The sequence below is a fragment of the Anaerocolumna xylanovorans DSM 12503 genome, from assembly GCF_900143645.1.
GTDB lineage: Bacteria > Bacillota > Clostridia > Lachnospirales > Lachnospiraceae > Anaerocolumna > Anaerocolumna xylanovorans.
The window spans coordinates 548,422-565,805 of record NZ_FRFD01000003.1 but is presented as its reverse complement, the minus strand read 5'-3'; the positions used below and the strand labels follow the sequence as shown (position 1 = coordinate 565,805).

Annotated in this window: 17 protein-coding genes; 2 read left to right on the top strand and 15 right to left on the bottom strand. The window is 43.0% G+C overall.

Annotated features, from left to right (window positions below; genetic code table 11):
• Window positions 1–182: 182 nt before the first annotated feature.
• Complete coding sequence (locus BUF11_RS02535; protein WP_073587219.1) at window positions 183–1,178, bottom strand: SIS domain-containing protein; 996 nt, start codon at window positions 1,176–1,178, stop codon at window positions 183–185.
• Between the two features lie 297 nt (window positions 1,179–1,475).
• Here BUF11_RS02535 and BUF11_RS02530 point away from each other — a divergent pair, with 297 nt between their 5' ends.
• Window positions 1,476–3,035, top strand: coding sequence for an amidohydrolase (locus BUF11_RS02530; RefSeq protein ID WP_073587218.1), 1,560 nt, complete (start codon window positions 1,476–1,478; stop codon window positions 3,033–3,035).
• Between the two features lie 167 nt (window positions 3,036–3,202).
• Here BUF11_RS02530 and udp read toward each other — a convergent pair whose 3' ends face one another.
• Window positions 3,203–3,979, bottom strand: coding sequence for a uridine phosphorylase (gene udp / locus BUF11_RS02525; protein ID WP_073587217.1), 777 nt, complete (start codon window positions 3,977–3,979; stop codon window positions 3,203–3,205).
• A 347-nt stretch (window positions 3,980–4,326) separates the two neighbouring features.
• Here udp and BUF11_RS02520 point away from each other — a divergent pair, with 347 nt between their 5' ends.
• Window positions 4,327–5,100 (top strand): GntR family transcriptional regulator, encoded by a 774-nt coding sequence (locus BUF11_RS02520; RefSeq protein ID WP_073587216.1) that lies wholly within the window; start codon window positions 4,327–4,329, stop codon window positions 5,098–5,100.
• On the opposite strand, the gene BUF11_RS02515 is transcribed toward BUF11_RS02520, so the two are convergent.
• The 13 genes from BUF11_RS02515 to cbiD all read right to left on the bottom strand — a co-directional run bounded on the left by BUF11_RS02515 (window position 5,092) and on the right by cbiD (window position 17,368).
• Window positions 5,092–6,000: an AEC family transporter gene (locus tag BUF11_RS02515; RefSeq protein WP_073587215.1), complete on the bottom strand. Its 909-nt coding sequence runs from the start codon at window positions 5,998–6,000 to the stop codon at window positions 5,092–5,094. The genes BUF11_RS02520 and BUF11_RS02515 overlap by 9 nt on opposite strands.
• Window positions 6,001–6,056: 56 nt before the next feature.
• Entirely contained in the window at window positions 6,057–6,767 is a 711-nt protein-coding gene (gene cobI, locus BUF11_RS02510) for a precorrin-2 C(20)-methyltransferase (protein ID WP_073587214.1), read from the bottom strand.
• A 30-nt stretch (window positions 6,768–6,797) separates the two neighbouring features.
• Complete coding sequence (locus BUF11_RS02505; RefSeq protein WP_073587213.1) at window positions 6,798–7,577, bottom strand: sirohydrochlorin cobaltochelatase; 780 nt, start codon at window positions 7,575–7,577, stop codon at window positions 6,798–6,800.
• Complete coding sequence (locus tag BUF11_RS02500) at window positions 7,574–7,894, bottom strand: energy-coupling factor ABC transporter substrate-binding protein (protein ID WP_073587212.1); 321 nt, start codon at window positions 7,892–7,894, stop codon at window positions 7,574–7,576. Before BUF11_RS02500 ends, BUF11_RS02505 begins: the two co-directional genes overlap by 4 nt.
• 5 nt (window positions 7,895–7,899) lie before the next feature.
• Entirely contained in the window at window positions 7,900–8,649 is a 750-nt protein-coding gene (locus BUF11_RS02495; protein WP_073587211.1) for an energy-coupling factor ABC transporter permease, read from the bottom strand.
• A 71-nt stretch (window positions 8,650–8,720) separates the two neighbouring features.
• Window positions 8,721–9,542: an energy-coupling factor ABC transporter ATP-binding protein gene (locus BUF11_RS02490; RefSeq protein ID WP_073587210.1), complete on the bottom strand. Its 822-nt coding sequence runs from the start codon at window positions 9,540–9,542 to the stop codon at window positions 8,721–8,723.
• 1 nt (window position 9,543) lies between these two features.
• Window positions 9,544–10,335, bottom strand: a complete 792-nt coding sequence (gene cbiQ, locus BUF11_RS02485; RefSeq protein WP_073587209.1) for a cobalt ECF transporter T component CbiQ — start codon at window positions 10,333–10,335, stop codon at window positions 9,544–9,546.
• Window positions 10,304–11,680 carry a cobyrinate a,c-diamide synthase gene (locus BUF11_RS02480; protein WP_073587208.1) on the bottom strand — a complete coding sequence of 459 codons (1,377 nt, stop codon included), beginning with the start codon at window positions 11,678–11,680 and terminating at the stop codon, window positions 10,304–10,306. Before BUF11_RS02480 ends, cbiQ begins: the two co-directional genes overlap by 32 nt.
• On the bottom strand, window positions 11,677–13,704 hold the full coding sequence (gene cobK / locus BUF11_RS02475; RefSeq protein ID WP_073587207.1) for a precorrin-6A reductase: 2,028 nt from the start codon (window positions 13,702–13,704) through the stop codon (window positions 11,677–11,679). Before cobK ends, BUF11_RS02480 begins: the two co-directional genes overlap by 4 nt.
• Window positions 13,701–14,432 carry a precorrin-3B C(17)-methyltransferase gene (gene cobJ / locus BUF11_RS02470; RefSeq protein ID WP_073587206.1) on the bottom strand — a complete coding sequence of 244 codons (732 nt, stop codon included), beginning with the start codon at window positions 14,430–14,432 and terminating at the stop codon, window positions 13,701–13,703. The genes cobK and cobJ overlap by 4 nt, the downstream gene beginning before the upstream one ends.
• On the bottom strand, window positions 14,422–15,489 hold the full coding sequence (locus tag BUF11_RS02465) for a cobalt-precorrin 5A hydrolase (RefSeq protein ID WP_073587205.1): 1,068 nt from the start codon (window positions 15,487–15,489) through the stop codon (window positions 14,422–14,424). Before BUF11_RS02465 ends, cobJ begins: the two co-directional genes overlap by 11 nt.
• Window positions 15,486–16,244: a precorrin-4 C(11)-methyltransferase gene (gene cobM, locus BUF11_RS02460; RefSeq protein WP_073587204.1), complete on the bottom strand. Its 759-nt coding sequence runs from the start codon at window positions 16,242–16,244 to the stop codon at window positions 15,486–15,488. Before cobM ends, BUF11_RS02465 begins: the two co-directional genes overlap by 4 nt.
• A gap of 2 nt (window positions 16,245–16,246) precedes the next feature.
• Window positions 16,247–17,368, bottom strand: coding sequence for a cobalt-precorrin-5B (C(1))-methyltransferase CbiD (cbiD, locus tag BUF11_RS02455; protein ID WP_073587881.1), 1,122 nt, complete (start codon window positions 17,366–17,368; stop codon window positions 16,247–16,249).
• Between the last annotated feature and the right edge of the window lie 16 nt (window positions 17,369–17,384).

Sequence of the window (17,384 nt, the reverse complement as noted above, 5' to 3'; positions counted from 1 at the left end):
TACAATTGCATTTTTCTCCTTCTCCCCTGCAAATATACCAGGCTGCATTTCCACTCACTTATATATCACCGGATTTACTAATTCACAGCCGCAAAAAAGGTATCACCAAACACTCCGGTGATACCTTTTTATAACGATATAATTTGAATATAACATCACATTTTACAGGCAGCCGTATTTTTCTAATAATCCAGACGTCTGTAATAACGGCGGATTTCCATCGGATGACAGTTAAGCTGTTCAATATAAACATCAATCCTCTGGGTAACGGCACGCATTACAAGATGAGAGATATAGCCTCTGAATTCTTCGCTGAATCCTGTCAAGGCATAGTCCTTTGTATCAATAACAGTGTAGTTACCGCAGATACGGGGCAGGAATTTTGCTACTCTCTCTGCCAATTCACGCTGGGAATCTTCTCCTACAAATACCGTCACCGGCGTATCCCGTTCAACAATCTCCAGCATACCATGGAAAAATTCTGCTGCATGGATGGACTTTGTACGGATCCAGTGCTGTTCTTCCCAGTAGCACATAGCATAGGAATAGGCAGCCCCCCACTGGTTTCCGGCACCGACAAAGTAATGGATTGCATCATCTTTATGCTTTTTAGCAAACTCTCTGCCGAATTCGTCCGCTTCCTTTTCTGCCTCTATTAAAGCACTTGCCAGGTGGGCATCCATTTCTTCGTAGAAACGGTTATATTCCGGGAATTCTCTTTTGTTGAACATAAAACGGTCTGCCGCCATAAAGAACTTTAACTGCTCATTGGCAGGATAGGCAATCTCATAATCCACCATCTGTGCCAGGGCCGCTGTCTCAACATCAATAAAACCAAATACTTTCGCACCTGCTTCCTGTGCTTTCTCTACGCCGCGTACCATTTCTTCCGTACTTCCGGTGACAGATGAGATGATTACAATACTGCCCTTGCCAATCCGCCTGTTACCTGTCGCGCAGTATTCCGCGGCATTTTCGACAAATGTATCAATTTCTGTGAATTCATTCATGTGAACCAGTGTCTGCATGCAGGAGGCATACGTGCCGCCAATACCTAACCAGCAGATATTTCGATAGCCTTCCTCACAAATCCTGTCTGCAACTTCATTAATTCTGTCTCTAAGTGCCAACGCACCATTTATACCGTTTCTCTGTTTTTCTTCATCGAATTTAAGCATATATTATCTCCTTCATTATCAATTTCCATCCGTTGGTTCCTGTCTGCAAAGTGTGTATGGAAAGTTGATATGGCATAGATATGATTCATGTGTTTCTATACCAATTTACAATTTAACTATACCACTACTTTCTGCGGGAGTCAATACCCGTTGAAAATAGAATATTGATTCTTTTCCTTCTCTGTGGTATATTATTAATTGGTATATATTTATCCATCACTCATATATAACCTTTCAACCAGACTGTTTTGGAAACCGCATCCAAAGCATGTCATTTAAAATTGAAAGGAGCATATTATGTCAAATAAACAAACCGCAGATATTTTACTGCGTTCTACTGCAATATTCACAGCCTCGGACACTCCCCTTATAAATGGCTATGTAGCTGTATCGGGTAACAAAATACTCTCTGCAGGTACCGGTGACGGCTGCGAATTCATTTCCCAAAATACTAAAATCTATGACTTGGGTGATAAGGTAATCTGTCCTGGTTTTTCTGATGTTCACTGCTTTTTTACCGGATTTGTAACAGGTTCTGCAGGTGTTGATATCAGTAAGGCGGCTACTGCCTTAGAAGCTATCCTGCTTCTGAAAGAATCCCCTCTGTTTAACGGTACTCTTGTTCTGGGACACGGATGGAATATGGAAGCTTTTCCAAATGACAGCAACACCTTACAGGCAATCGAAGATGCCTTTGGCTCCACTCCCGTTATATTATTTGAAAGAAACGGTGAGACCTGCATCATAAATAAGTCTGCAATGGACCTATACCAGTTCACACCCGCCTCCTGCTATCCTGAAAGCTATTGGAGGCTGTTAAAAGAGGTATTAAGCAACCGGGAATTTATCATATCTGCCTTTAAAGACTATATGGCAATGTTAAACAGCAGGGGTGTTACCTCTGTAAAAGAGATGGGTTTTGATGATTTCTATGGCTTTACTGATATTTTAGAAGAATTGGAGAAGACCTCACAGTTGACTCTTCGTGTTAATTTCATGAGCCAACCTGTTGGTGCCGATGCCAATATAGGGTATGCCCTGGAAATGAGAGACCATTTTCACGGGGAGTTTGTCCGCTTCTTAGGATTTAACAAAATGACGGACGGTTCTGTCAGCCAGTTATGCGCTGACTTAAAGGAACCCTACACCTGTGCTCCGGAACTTTACTGCAATCAGGAAATCGATTATGAAAAGATTGAACAGGAAGTACTTGCAGCCGATAAGCTTGGCTTTCGTTTCTCGCTTCATGCACAGGGAGACGCTGCCATTCATAAGGCAATCGAAATATTGGATAAATGCCAGAAGAAACCCGACGGAAAGCTGTTAAACCGCCACAGTATTACGGATCTGGAATTCAGTGATCCGGTGGATTTAGCGCGTATGGGAGAACTTGGCATCATAGCAGAAATCTATCCGCAGATCCAGTCAATAGCCAAAAGAAGCAGTAAGCTTGCCATGATCGAAGAGAAAATCGGCAAAGAACGGGGACGTTATTACTGGAACCGCAGAAAGATGGCCGACAGCAATGTTACCATATCCTGCGCAACAGATCTTCCCTTACTGATTGACAATATTCCAGAATCCATCTACCACGCCTGCGGCGGCTGGTTCCCGGAAGGCGGAGAACCTTATAACAAGGAAAACACCCTTACGGTATCAGAGCTGTTAACGGCATGGACCAGGGGCGGTTCCTATAATTTATCCTGTGAAGATATTCTGGGTACGTTGGAAGAAGGTAAAAAGGCAGATATTACAGTATTAAGCGAAAACATTTTTAAGACTGCCTTAGAAGACGTCCGCCGTGTAAGGGTAGACTTGACATTTGTAGACGGTGTTCCTGTATACCAGAGATTATAAAGCAAATCTCTGAACAAACTTACGGATACAACTTATTGATATAACTTTTTAATGAAACTTTTTAATGAAACTTTTTAATGAAACCTATTGAGACAAATGAAAGAAGCTGCGGATAACCGAATTCTTAACACCAATCCGGATATCCGCAGCTTCATTAATTTTTAACCTTATTTATTTAAACGGTCCTGTTTAATTAATATTCTAAGTGCTTCTACACCAACCTTAACTGCTGCATCCGTATCATGAACTATCGGATTATCAAGGCCTGCCTTCTCTCTCTCCTGATTTGCAACTACCAGGAAATTAGAGCCGCAGCGAACTCTCAAATAATTCGCTACAACAAACAGTGCTGCCGATTCCATTTCAGAAGCTTTGCAGCCCAAACGGAGCCAGGCTTCCCATTTACTCATTAATTCATAGCTTACGGGCTTTGTTTCAGGCTCGTGCTGTCCGTAAAATGCATCCTTGCATTCTACTATTCCTGCATGGTAGGTATTTCCCAGGTTCTTGGATGCCTGTATTAAAGCATTGGTAACCTCAATATCAGCTACTGCCGGGAACTCAATAGGAGCATATTCTTTGCTGGTACCTTCCATACGAATGGCACCGGTAGCAACTACAATATCTCCGCCTTTTACTTCCTTGTCCATGCCGCCGCAGGTTCCAACACGGATAAAGGTATCCGCACCGCTCTTTACAAGCTCTTCCATGGCTATGGAGGCAGAAGGTCCGCCAATACCGGTAGAAGTAACACTTACCTTTTCTCCTTCCAGATATCCCGTATAAGTAACAAACTCCCTGCTGTCTGCCACTAACTTGGCATCATCAAAATATTGGGCAATCATAGAGCATCTCTTGGGATCTCCCGGGAGAATCACATACCTTCCTACATCTCCCTTTTTAATGGCAAGATGATACTGCATTCCTTCTTCTGCGTATTTCATATTGACTCCTTTCGTGAATACCAATCTTTGATTTGATATTCCTAAACATATAATTGAAATTTGCTCTTCACTTAGCTGATTGTTTTAGACAAGTATGTCTATTAATTTATACATGTATAATACCATTTATATTACCATATTGTCAACTGTTTATTCACATGGCTTTCAGTAAAATCATTCCCAATACCTTATTATATCATTATATTATTTGTACATTATTACTATAATATTCTATCTTTTACTTTAGCTTGTTGTGCTTTTATAGCATTTGACATGCCATATTAATTAGGGTATACTTGGAATAGTTAGATATTCGTCAAGCAACTTGTCTAGACAAAGGAGACAGTATGAATATAGAGGATAACAACAGATTAGAAACAAATATTTCAGAAGAAAAACAGAAGAAGCTGAAATATGTTAAGATATACGATGCTCTTTATCTTAAAATTATTCATGGTGAATTCCAGCCGGGAAGCCAGCTTCCAAGTGAACCCGAACTTGCCAGAATGATGGGCGTAAGCAGGATGACCCTTCGCCAGGCCCTTTCCCTGTTAAAAGAAGACGGTTTAATCAATAACATCAGAGGAAAAGGAACCTTTATTATGGATGAGAAAAATACGGTCTCTTTTGAACACCCATTTACAGGCCATCCCGTTTACAACTGGTGCTCCATTACCCCGGATAAGACGGAGCTGGAATTTCGGATTGAACCGCCTTCCGAATCTATAGCAAGGACCCTTCAGCAGAAAACACCTGTTGTTGTGATTGCTGACAGGTGGTATAAAAATGAGGACCGGGTATTTGCCTATTCACTTTCTTTTCTGCCTGTTGAGACTATTACGAAATATGATATTGATTTAAAAGATAACATAAGCTTTCTGAATTTTATTCAAAAAGCCGTTTATGAGAAATCAGATAATACACGTATTAACATACGTTTTTCCGGTGCCGGCAACTTCACCGCCCAGAAATATACCTTATCTGAAAAAGGACATTTCTTAATGATACAGGAAACGCTGTCAGATGACAGAAAAATACCTTTTATTGTAACGAAGCATTATATTCCGGTGGACACTACTAACATTAACTTCACATTGAATAAATTGTCTTTTTCACACTAGAAGGATGGCACTCCATACCGGTGTTGTAATCAGGGATACCAGTGTCGAAAAGATGACCAGATTGGTTGCAAAAGCAGCATCTCCGTTATATTTTGATGCAAGAATACTTGTGGTTGCACCGGCAGGCATTGCTGCCAGCAATACACAGACTCCGGTTACCAATGGATCCAGATTAAGAATTCTGCAGGGTATGTAAATAACCAATGGGATTAATATCAGCCGGATTACCGTATAGTAGCAAACCTTCCAGTCTAACATTTGCTTTATATTAATATCGGCAAGTATCATGCCGATTACCATCATGGAAAGAGCTGTATTGCAATTGCTAAGAGTCTGTATGGAGGATACCAAAAAGCCCGGCAGCTTATACTGGCTTACCATAAGCAGAATTCCAGCTATACAGGCTATAATACATGGATGTGTAAGCACCTTTTTTACCAGTGTCTTTTTATCGGGAGATTCTGTGAATACGGAAATCCCGGCAGACCACATAACAATTCTCTGGGGAATGAGATAAATGGATGCCAAGGTAAGTCCCATAGTTCCAAAGACTCCTTCTGCTACCGGATTTCCCAAAAAGCCCGCATTGGAACAGATGGTACCGTATTGCAGGCATTTCTTCTTGGGCAGTTCAATTCTATTATACAGAACATGTCCAAGTATGGTACAGCCTATCTGTATCAGTACAGATATTATCAGAACCCCTGCAAAGGTAACTAATATATTCGTTGAAAATTCAACCATAAAGGATTTTATGATATTACAGGGCAGTATCAGATAGATTACCAAATCTGTCAGGTTCTTCTGTCCTTCCTCTCCGATGATTCCAATTTTTTTCAGGATTACTCCCGCAGCTATCATACTAAACATGGTAAACTGAAGATTTATTAACTGCTGCATTTTGTCCGCTTCTTTCTGTCCGTTCATAATTGTACGATATTTATTGTACATTTGTTTTAGGAGATAGTCAAAGCTTTCTTTTCTTTCACAATTACCACTGTCAGATAACCGCTTTTTTCATCCAGGCTATTAAGTCCTATCCTTATCTTCTCATTCTCCATACCGCAGTTTGAGACCGCATAAACCTCGTATTTTTCAGGCCCATGCTTAAGAAGGGCTTCTTTCAGATCTTTTAGCTTCTCCCCGGACTTCATATAGATTCTGGTCCCCTTTAGATTGAGTGTATCCATGATATCATAAGAGGCAGGGATGATATGTATCTCATCCTTATTATCCCCCAAAGAAATACCAAGTGCCCCGGAAACTGCGCAAAAGGATGGGACTCCATTTATAATAACTGCATTTCCTCCGTCCTCTGTCACTCGGGTATGAATGTAGCTGTAGGTGGAATACACACAAGGATCTCCAATAGTCAGGAAAGCTACCGCTTTTTGCTCTGCCAGGTATTCCGCTATCCTGCCATAAATCTCATCATGGGCTTTTTTAAGCTTTTCTTTCTCTTTTATCATAGGAAAAGGCAGGCATACAATTTCTTTTTCATCAATCTGCGGATATACTTTTTTGACAATGTTATAGGCATAGCATTCCTCCTTCGGCTGTGAAGGCAGAATGATAACATCGCTTTCTTTGATACACCGTAATGCTTTTAATGTCAGCAGTTCCGGATCTCCCGGCCCCACCCCTATTCCATATAAAATACTTCTCATTTATGTTACAGCCTTTCCAAAATTAATATCTTACTCTAAGACTTCTTTCAAATGCTCAATGTAAATATTACGGATACTCTTATACTCACCAAGCCCTTTTAATATACATCTTGCTTCATAACCCTCTGCCCTTAACCTTGATGCAAAGGAATCACTCTCTCCTGCCATATCATTGGTTGCATGGTCTCCTGCTACCAGCATAAAGGGCATCAAAAGGACGTTTTTTTCTTTTCTCTTAAGAGCTTTCAGCCGTTCTATTACTGGCTCAATGGTAATACTGCCTTCCACTGTGGCAATATAAATTTCTTTTCGGGAATAGCTTCTTAGCTCTTTTTCCAGCTTTTCATAACTTTTATCTGCTTCATGCAGTGAGCCATGCCCCATAAAAATTACGGGAGTATCTTTTGCAGTAGTTTTGACCTCTTCCCATAGCTCTTTTGCTACGGCCTTGTAGTCTTCTTCCCTATCTAAAAGAACGCTGGCTGTCGTAATCTTAGTAAATAAGTCACGGCATTCTCTAATCGTCTGCTTCATCCGGTTATTTTCAATACCATCAATAATATGGGTAGGAAGTATGGCAGCCTGGGTAATCCCATCCTCTTTCATCTGAAGCAGTGCTTCCCTGGGTTCGGGGATAATCAGGTTATCCCTCTTTTTTAAGATATTTCTTACAGTATTACTGGAATATGCCTGGCAGACCTGCCAGTCCGGGAAAGCTTCCCGGACTGCTGTTACCATTCTTTCAATATTTTTTTCTCTGGTTTCTCTATATGTAGTTCCAAAGCTTACAATCAGAATGCCTTTTTTCATGCTTTATCCGCCTTACCGGCAGTCCACCTTTTACGCTCTACGAAGCGTCCCATAATAAAAGCTATAATGCCCACCCCGATACCGGTCTGAAGACAGAAGAAAAGGCTCTCTACTTCCCCCGGAAGTTCACCGTGTATGAGTGTTTCTAAGACCGGTGTAAACCAGGGCTGATACCCTCCGGTAATCTGGTCGATCATCACGCTGCCTGCATCGTCAGAACCTCCGAATTCCGCTCCCTTTAATGCGAAAAGCGGTATCATTGCAATCAGGACTGCAATAAGAATTAATATAATAACGGTTTTTTTTGACTTTTTCATTTCAACTACTCTCCCTCTTTGATAAAATTGATTGCCTTTAATTCCGGCTGTGCGTAATTCTCCAGTGCCATAATGATAAGAACTGTCAGAATTCCTTCCAGTACCGCAAGGGGAAGCTGTGTCGGTGCAAATACGCCAAGGAATTTTCCAACAGAAGCCATTACTCCGCCTTCGGTTGAAGGATAGCTTAAGGCAAGCTGGAAGCTGGTTACACTGTAGGTAAAGATATCACCAAGGAATGCTGCTAAAAAGATAGAAACCATACGGTTTACCTTTAATTTTTTACATAGCTTATAAATTCCGTAGCTTAAAAGGGGACCTGCAATTGCCATGGAAAAAGTATTGGCCCCAAGAGTCGTAAGTCCTCCGTGGGCAAGAAGAATTGCCTGGAAGAGCAGTACGATAATACCAAGGATACTAACCGTACTAAATCCGAAAAGGATAGCTCCAAGGCCTGTTCCCGTCATATGGGAACAGCTTCCTGTTACAGAAGGGATTTTCAAGGAAGAAATCACGAAAATAAAGGCTCCGGCCATGGCAAGCAGGGTAATATTCTTTCTGTTATCCTGTAATTTCTTCTTAATGGATAAAAAGCCCGCTACTAAAAACGGAATGCACAGGATTCCCCATGCAATACAGTACTTCGGCGGAAGATAACCCTCCATTATGTGCATTGCATAAGCATTTGGGGTAATACTAAAGATTACCGACAGGACTGCAAGAACTGCAATCAGTTTTTTTTGTTTCTTTGACATTTTTACTACCTCTTTTCATAAATTTATTTGGAACAAATATAAAATTTGCTGCCTTTACTTTTAAAAGCAAATCATAAGAGCAAATCAAGCTCTGCCAACTGCCTTGGATAGGCTGATGTTTCCTTTACTTTTCCCTTTTCCCTTAATAATTCGTATAGCTCTAAGAAAACAGGCTTTTTCAGATTTGCCAGCTTTAACAGTTCTTCATTCTGAAAAATTTTCTGCGGTGTGTCATCCCCTATCAGCTTCCCATCGAAAAAAACCAGTACCCGTTCTGCAAAGCGGTAAGCAAAATCCACGTCATGGGTAGAGAGAAGGATTGTTCTGCCTTCCTCCTCCATTCTATTTAATACATCCTCTAACATCTGGGCATTTACCGGATCTAAGGAGGCTGTCGGCTCATCAAAAATCATCACTTCACAGTCCATTGCCAGAATATCCGCAATACTGACCCTCTTCTTCTCTCCGCCGCTTAAATAATGGGGCGGCCTCATCGTATAACTCTCAAGATTCATTTCTTTGATGGCAGCCATGGTCCTTTTCTCTACTTCATCCCTGTCAAGCTTCATGTTCATGGGGCCAAAGGCTACCTCTGCCTTAACCGTAGACGCAATAATCTGGCTGTCCGGATCCTGAAATATAATTCCTACATGCCTTCTTAACTTAACCTTATCCTTCTTGCCTATAACTTCACCACGGTAACGGATTTCACCCTGCATTGGCTCCCTGACTCCGTTCAGATTGAGAAAGAAGGTGGACTTTCCTGCCCCATTGGCACCAAGTACTGCTATTTTTTCATTCTGATAAATCGTAACATTAATATCCTCTAAGGCATTCCGGCTCTTATCATAAGCAAAGGTTAGCCCGCTGACCTCCAGAATTTTCTCTTTCATTTTAACTCCTCCTTTCTATGAAAAAAATCAGTATCAGCAGTGCCCCGTACAAGAAACCATATACCAGCTGTCCTCCTGTCAGTGCCTTTTTCTCTTCCCAGAAATCACAGTCTCCTTCATAGCCTCTGGCTTCCATAGCATCATAGTACATATCCGCCTTTTTCATGGACATAACGAAAAGATTGGCAATTTCCCCGCTAAAGGTACGAAAGGAAGTCTTTAGGTCACAGTATCCGTTTCTGGATTTTGCCGCTTCTTTCTGCGCCCGGTTTGTATCAGAAAGGATAAATATGTAGCGGTAGATCAGGTGCATCAGCTCCAATATCAGTCCCGGTACCCGTACCTTTCGAAACACCGAGATAATTTCTCCCATGGGGGTAGAAAGAGTTACCATATAAAAAGCACTGATTGCTGCAAAGGCCTTTAAGGCTGTATTTAATGACAGCCTTAGATTATCCGTTGTGATATATAGTCTCGTCCAGAAAAAACGGATAGAAAACAAGCTGCCCGCTCCGCTTCCAAACTGAATCATAATTGCGATTCCCCCAAGCAGGATAAACGCCGCCGGAACCCACAGCAACCTAAGATAATCCATTCCATGTATTTTTCCAATAACAACGTTTAAATACAACATAAAGATTATGGTTGCAGCAGAAATGAAAACCGAGTTAGCGGCTATCACTGTTATCAGTGCTCCCAGTGAAAAAATCACCTTATAAACCGTATTCCAGTTACCTAAACCCGATATATAGGCATAATAATCAATCGATACATGGCTGTGCGTTTTCTTCATAGTTACCTGCCCTCTCTAAAAACCGGCTGACATATTCCGTATTGGAGTAATAATATAAGTGTGGAAACCCCCACCAGTGATTCTTTCCTGCATGGACACACTGCCAGTTTCTTTCTGTCACAGGTTTTTGTGCCACACAGGAGGCTCCGTTATCCGTACTGTCAAAGTAATGAAATTCATGTCCCCTGATTTTTGTATTCTCACCCAGATAGCTTTCTGTGCCTGCAGTAATCTCGATATATCCAAAGCGTACCAGCTTTCCGGTATAATGACAGGTTCCCTTTACCGCACCAACCATCGGAAAGACTTCTCCTTCTGCATTCTTTAAGGTTTCATGCAGATACAGAAAGCCCCCGCACTCTGCAATAGAGGGCATCCCCTGACTTATAGCTGCTTTGATGCTTTCTTTCATCCCTTCATTTTCAGCTAAAGGCTTTGCGTAAAGCTCCGGGTACCCGCCTCCTAAAATAATGCCTTGCAGATTCTTAGGAAGCTCCTTATCCCATAGCGGCGAGAAGAAAACCAACTCTGCATTATACTTTTGCAGCAGCCTTAAGTTATCTTCATAGTAGAAGCAAAAGGCCTCATCCTTTGCTATTCCAATCCGTACCTTTGTACTTCCCGGAGAGATTACTATCTCCTCTGCCTTAAGGTCATCTGCCTCTCTGGCAATGGTTACTATTTTTCTTATATCAACAGCCCCAGCCATAACAGCTGCCAGCCGTTTTACCTCTTCCTTTAAGCCTTCTATCTCCCCCGGCATTTTCAGTCCCAGATGGCGGCTTTCCAGCTTTACATCCTTTTGCCTTGGGAAATATCCAAGTACCGTTACCGGCAGCTGCTTTTCAATCTCCGGTTTTATAAGCTCATAAAACATCCCTGTAATTCCGTTTAACAGCACGCCCTTTATCAGATGTTGCGTATCATACTGCAAAAATCCGCTGATTAAGGGAATTACCGACCTTCCCATGCCATGGGCATCAATGGCCAAAATAACAGGAGTTTTCGTTGCTCTTGCCAGATGATAAGAAGAGGCTTCTTCTTTTATACCGCCCAGCCCGTCATAAAGCCCCATAACGCCTTCAATAATGGATATATCCTTTTCCTTTGCCCCCTCTAACAATAAATATCTGGTGGTATTTTCATCGGTAAAAAAAGTATCCAGATTCTTTGACGGCACTCCGATTACCTTCTCATGAAACATGGGATCAATATAATCCGGCCCGCATTTAAAGGCAGCGGTTCTTTTTCCCATGTCTGCCATGACCTGTAACAGTGCGCAGGTAAGAAGTGTCTTTCCGCTGCCGCTTCCCGTTGCGGCAATCATGATTCTTGGTGCTTTCATTCCTTCTCACCCCTTCTGTCCTCTGTAAAGAAAAAGGATATGATATAGACCGGGTTCTCTGCCTGCATCAGGTGATAGCTGCCTGTTATGCCGGCCCGGCTTACCTGTAGCTGGACAATCTCTTCTTTTTCCACGGGCAGGGTTTTAAGGAGATTTGTTACCTCACTGATAGTTTCTAAGGTTATGGCATTGATAACAATTCGTGCCTTAGGGTTCTTCTGATACAAACAGTTAAGAATTTCCTTCATATTTCCACTGCTGCCCCCAATAAATACATGAGTTGGAGGCGGCAGCCCCTTAAGTGCCTCCGGTGCTTCTCCCTTTACCACCGTTATGTTGGAAAGACCAAACCGGGTACGGTTTTCGCGGGTAAGCTCTGCCGCTTCTTCTTTCTTTTCAATGGCAAAGACCTGTATACTCTCCGATAACCTTGCGCATTCCGCTGCAATGGAGCCGGTACCGCTTCCCACATCATAAAGGATGGCTTCTTTTGTCAAACCAAGCTTACAGATGGATACTTCCCTTACTTCCTCCTTGGTCATAGGGACCTTTCCCCTTATGAAGGATGTATCCGGCAGTCCATGGGTTACACTTATTTTTCCTGCATCTTTATTCTCAATCAGACAGGCATAAAGCCCTTCCTTTTCCAATGTAAGACAGTCAGCAGGGGAAAGGTCCATAACCTTCTCCTCTGGATAAGAAAGCTGATATCCTGCCGATATCCTTATATCTTCCATGCCTGCTGTTATAAACATTGAACCAAGTGTCCTCATATCCGTGACCCCCGATACCAGCAGGAAGGTCTTCCGGTTTGCCCTGACAGCCTCTGACACATTGGCTTCTCTCCCATGGATACTTAAAACTTTTGCATCCTGCCAGCTTGTCCCAAGTCTTGCTGCAAGATAGGATACGGAGGAAATTCCGGGATAAATACTTACTTCTGCCTTTAGCCCTCCCCCTCCTATTTCTTTCTTTAATTCCTCATAAAGCTTTTCCGCCCCGCTGTAAAAACCGGTATCTCCCGAAAAAAGAATGGCTGCATGATTAACCCTGTTCTCTTTTAAATATGGAATAATATCCTTTGCCAGGTAGTAAGGGACCTTTTCTTTCTGCCAGGGAATCTCTTTGAGAAGTCTCTCCGCCCCCATGATTACCTCTGCTTTTGTTATCCTCTCTTCTGCTTCCCCTGTCAAAAGTTTTAGGTTTCCCATTCCCATACCGATGAGAGCAATCTGCATTTCCTCTTCTCCCATGAGTGTTTTACCGGTCAGCTTCTCTAATTCTTTGCAGACTTCTTTGGCAGTTAAACCTTCTGTCCCTTCGGGATTTCCGATTACCATTACCTTAATACCGGTGTTCTCCGCTGCCTGTATTTTTTGAAGGAATCCACCGGTGTTTCCGCTTTCCTTCGTTACCAGGCAGCTAATGTTATACTGCTTTATGACTGCTTCATTCATTTCCACAGAAAAAGGGCCCTGCATGGCAATTATCTGTTTTCCGGATATTTCATTCTCATAGCAAAGGGAAACACTATGGGGCTCCGGCAGCACCCTTACATACAAACGGCCCTTAAGATCTGTTATACGGCTGTATATGCTTAAATCCTTGCTTCCTGTAGTGAGAAGAATATTCCCGGCAGTCTCTCTTAAAGCTTGTGCACATTCATGACTGTCCGAATAATAGAATATGTTCTTTTCCTCCGGCAGTTTGCTTTTCGTATCCCGCTTTAAGCGCAGATAAGGTATCGTGCCCTCTGCCATACTGATCCTGATATTTTCAGAAACAACCGTTGCAAAGGGATGGGTGGCATCTACCACTGCAAGATAGTCCCCTTCTGTAATGAAAGACTTCATCTCCATAGCAGTCATTCTGCCCTGGCAGACCGTAAGCCCTTCAAGCTTTTCCATGACCATTTCCCCATATTCCGTGGCTACACAGACTGTGCAGAGAATGCCGCTTTTGCACAAAACCTCTGCCAGTCTCCGTCCTTCTGTTGTACCTGAAAAAATCAGTATCTGCTTCATAGATGATATCCTCTTTTTGCCACCAGTTTTCCATCTATAAGTTCTGTCCTGGAATTACCGATGAATACTGTTGTGAACATATTTACCTGCATATCCTTTAGTTCTTTTAAGGTACAGGTAACTATTCTTGTTCCTTCTCTTCCTATGTTCTCTGCAAACCCGCAAGCCCTCTCTTCTTCTATCTGCTCTAATAAAATCTCACAGGCTTTTTTTAAATAATCCGCCCTTTTATGGCTGGAGGGGTTATACAATGCAATACCAAAATCCCCGCTTGCCGCAGCTTTAAGTCTCTTTTCAATCTGTTCCCAGGGCGTTAATAAATCACTTAGGCTTATAACACAATAATCATGATTTAAAGGAGCTCCAAGTAAGGCTGCGCCGCTATTGGCAGCGGTTATTCCGGGAATAACGGTAAGCTCGCACTCTGGGTACTCCTTACCGATTTCATACAGCAAGGAAGCCATTCCGTAAACTCCCGCATCCCCGCTGCAAAGCATTGCTACCTTTTTCCCTTTCTCCGCTTCTTCAAAGCACATCCTGCAGCGCTCGACTTCCTTTTTCATGGGTGTGGATAAGAATTCCTTTCCTGTAAAGCGCTCTCCTAACAGACTTAAGTACACAGGGTAGCCAATAATGACATCACTGTCTTCTAATGCTTTGACAGCCTGAAAGGTCATCATTTCCTCGGCTCCCGGCCCCATTCCGACTACGTAGATATTATGTTCCATCAAAGGCTACACTCCATTTCTTCTTTGCTATTGAAATTGTAATTCCGTTTTCTGCATATTTGGGTAATATAATCTCTCCGTCTTCGCCGCAGGCTGCCATAGCAGAGCGTTCACAAACATTATCAACTCCCACCTGCTCTTTCACAAAGGAAGAAGAGGTAAATTCCCCCCGGGTGCCGCTTAATAACTCACCGGAAAAGGTCAGAAAGGGAAGCTTATACTCCTTTGCATATTGAAGCAATCCAGCCTCTTCCTTCTTGCGGTCAATGGAAGCAAGGGCTGCTACTGCTTCTATCCGTAACCCAGCACGTTCTAACTGCTTATTGATTATTTTCTCTATCTCTTTAAAAGATTTGCCGCGCTTGCAGCCAACTCCTATTACATAGGCTTTTGGGCATAGCTGTAAGTCTGCTCTTTCTGAATTCTCTATAAAAGGAGAGATGACAACCGATACTTTCCCTTCGGTCGGATAAGAGACAAAAGTCAGCTCCTTTGGCACCTGTCCAGTATATTCCTCCGCAACCGCCACTGTTACCCTTTCCCCATTTAAAACCGCAGAAGACACTTTCTCGATTCCGCTTCGGCCACAGATGGCAAGATTATTCTTTCTTGCAAATACATCCACCGCAAAAAGACCGTTTACATCCGTGGCTGTCGTAATTACTGCCGTGGCACTTAAAGCTTCTGCAATTTCTTCTGCCAGTTCGTTAGCCCCTCCGTAATGCCCGGATAATACAGGAATTACAAATCTTCCTGCTTCATCCATTACCAGCACCGGCGGATCGGAGAGCTTATCCTTTACAAAGGGGGCAATGGCACGGACAGCTATTGCGCAGGCTCCGATAAATAACAATGCACTATTTGCTTCAAACTGCCCTTTTGTCCACTGTCCCAGGCTTTCTGTTATGTGTATTATTCCCGGATAATCAGACACTTTATTGATAGAAGCTCCATGCTTTGTAAATAACGCTATTTCTCTTTCCTCTTTTAGAACTTCCTTTAATTTAAGGGAAAGCGCCATTCCCCTTTTTGTAAAGCTGATTATACTAATCTTCATATCTTTTTCTCCCGGAATTCCGTTTCAAAGTCCGGTGCATATAATCTGGAACGCTTATAATTCTGATGGGCTATGGCATCCCCTGCTAAAACCAAGGCTGTCTTTGTTATATTATGGGCCTTTGCTGTTTCAGCCAGAGTTTCAACGGTACAAAGGTATGCTTCCTCCTCTGTCCAGGTGGCCTTATAGACAATGGCCGCCGGCGTACCGGGAAGATACCCTCCCTTTATCAGCCTTTCGCTTAGTTCCTTAAGCATGCCTGTACTTAGATAAATAGCCATGGAAGCCTTATGTGCTGCCAGGCTTTCAATACTCTCTGCCTCCGGCACGGAAGTCTTTCCTTCCATTCTGGTAATAATCAGGCTTTGTGAAATTCCCGGCAGGGTGTATTCAATATTTAAAGAAGCAGCAGCTCCAAAACAGGCACTGACTCCAGGACAGCTCTCATAAGCTATTCCAAGCTCTTCCAAAATATCCATCTGCTCTCTCACAGCTCCGTAAACACTGGGATCCCCCGTATGAAGGCGTACAGTTGTCTTTCCTTCTGCCTCCGCCTGCTTTACCACCTCTATTACTTCCTCCAGTGTCATCTTTGCGCTGTTGTGAATCCTGCAAGTCTTTCCGGTATATTCTAAGAGCTCTGTGTTGACAAGAGACCCTGCATAGATAACCACATCTGCCATTTCTAAGAGTTTCTTTCCTCTCACAGTAATTAAATCCACCGCCCCGGTACCGGCTCCTACAAAATAGACCATCTTTATTCCCCTGCCTTCCTGATTCTTTGTAATAGTTCCCCTGCTCCGCTGCTTCTTGCCAGTTCTCCAAATTCATTTGCATACATGATACATTCTATGTGAAGCTTTCCGGCTGCCCGTTTATTCAGGTAAAAGCAGGCTTTTCCCATAATCATATCCATGGCTTCCTTTAAGCATCCGCTCATTTCTAATACTCTGACTGCTTCTTCTGTTGTAACACAGCCAAGAATTGCTCTTGCGGCTTCTGCCTCTATTCCGGCCTGTATTCCGGCGGCGGCCATAAGCTCCAACCGGCAGTCTCCTTCCTTCGAATGGGTATTCATCATTCCGCCGGAAAGCTTAACTAACTTCCCAATATGGCCGGTTAAGAGCATCTCTTCAAAGCCTGTTTCTATTGCCATATCAATGGTATCTCCGATGAAATTACTGCACTTGACACTCCTGTCAAGCTCATACCCATATGTTTCCTTCATAAAAGCCTGTCCATAATTTCCCGGCGCCGCCGCAATGGCCTTACAGCCTTCCGCCCTTTTTACATTTAGTTCTACCCGTATAGTATCAAGCAATGCCCTGCTGCTCATTGGTTCTACAATCCCGGTGGTGCCAAGAATAGAAATACCGCCTGCTATTCCAAGTCTGGGGTTAAAGGTCTGTTCTGCCAGCTTCTCCCCGGCAGGGACGGATATCAATATCTTTACAGTGCCTTTGTAATCCGTAAGCCCGCAGATTTCTGCTACTTCTTTTGCAATCATCTCTCTTGGTACGTGATTGATAGCCGCACTGCCAACCGGCTGGTCCAGCCCCGGCTTTGTCACTCTGCCTACTCCAAAACCGCCGTCAATTATTATGCTTAGCTCTCCAGTCTCTTCCGGTTTATCAGTCAGAGAGACTGCGGCAAAAACCAGTGTCCCATTGGTAACATCGGGATCATCTCCGCTGTCCTTTCTGACGGCACAGCTTACTATGGTTTCAGTTCTCGTTATCTCTTCTATCTTTGCCTGAAAAGGTATCCCTTTGGGGGTATCAATTGTAATTGTCTTCTTCTCTTTCCCTGTTAACAGCATATACGCGGCTGCTTTTGCTGCCGCCGCCGCACAGCTTCCGGTTGTAAAGCCGTATCTCATATTTACACCCATGCTC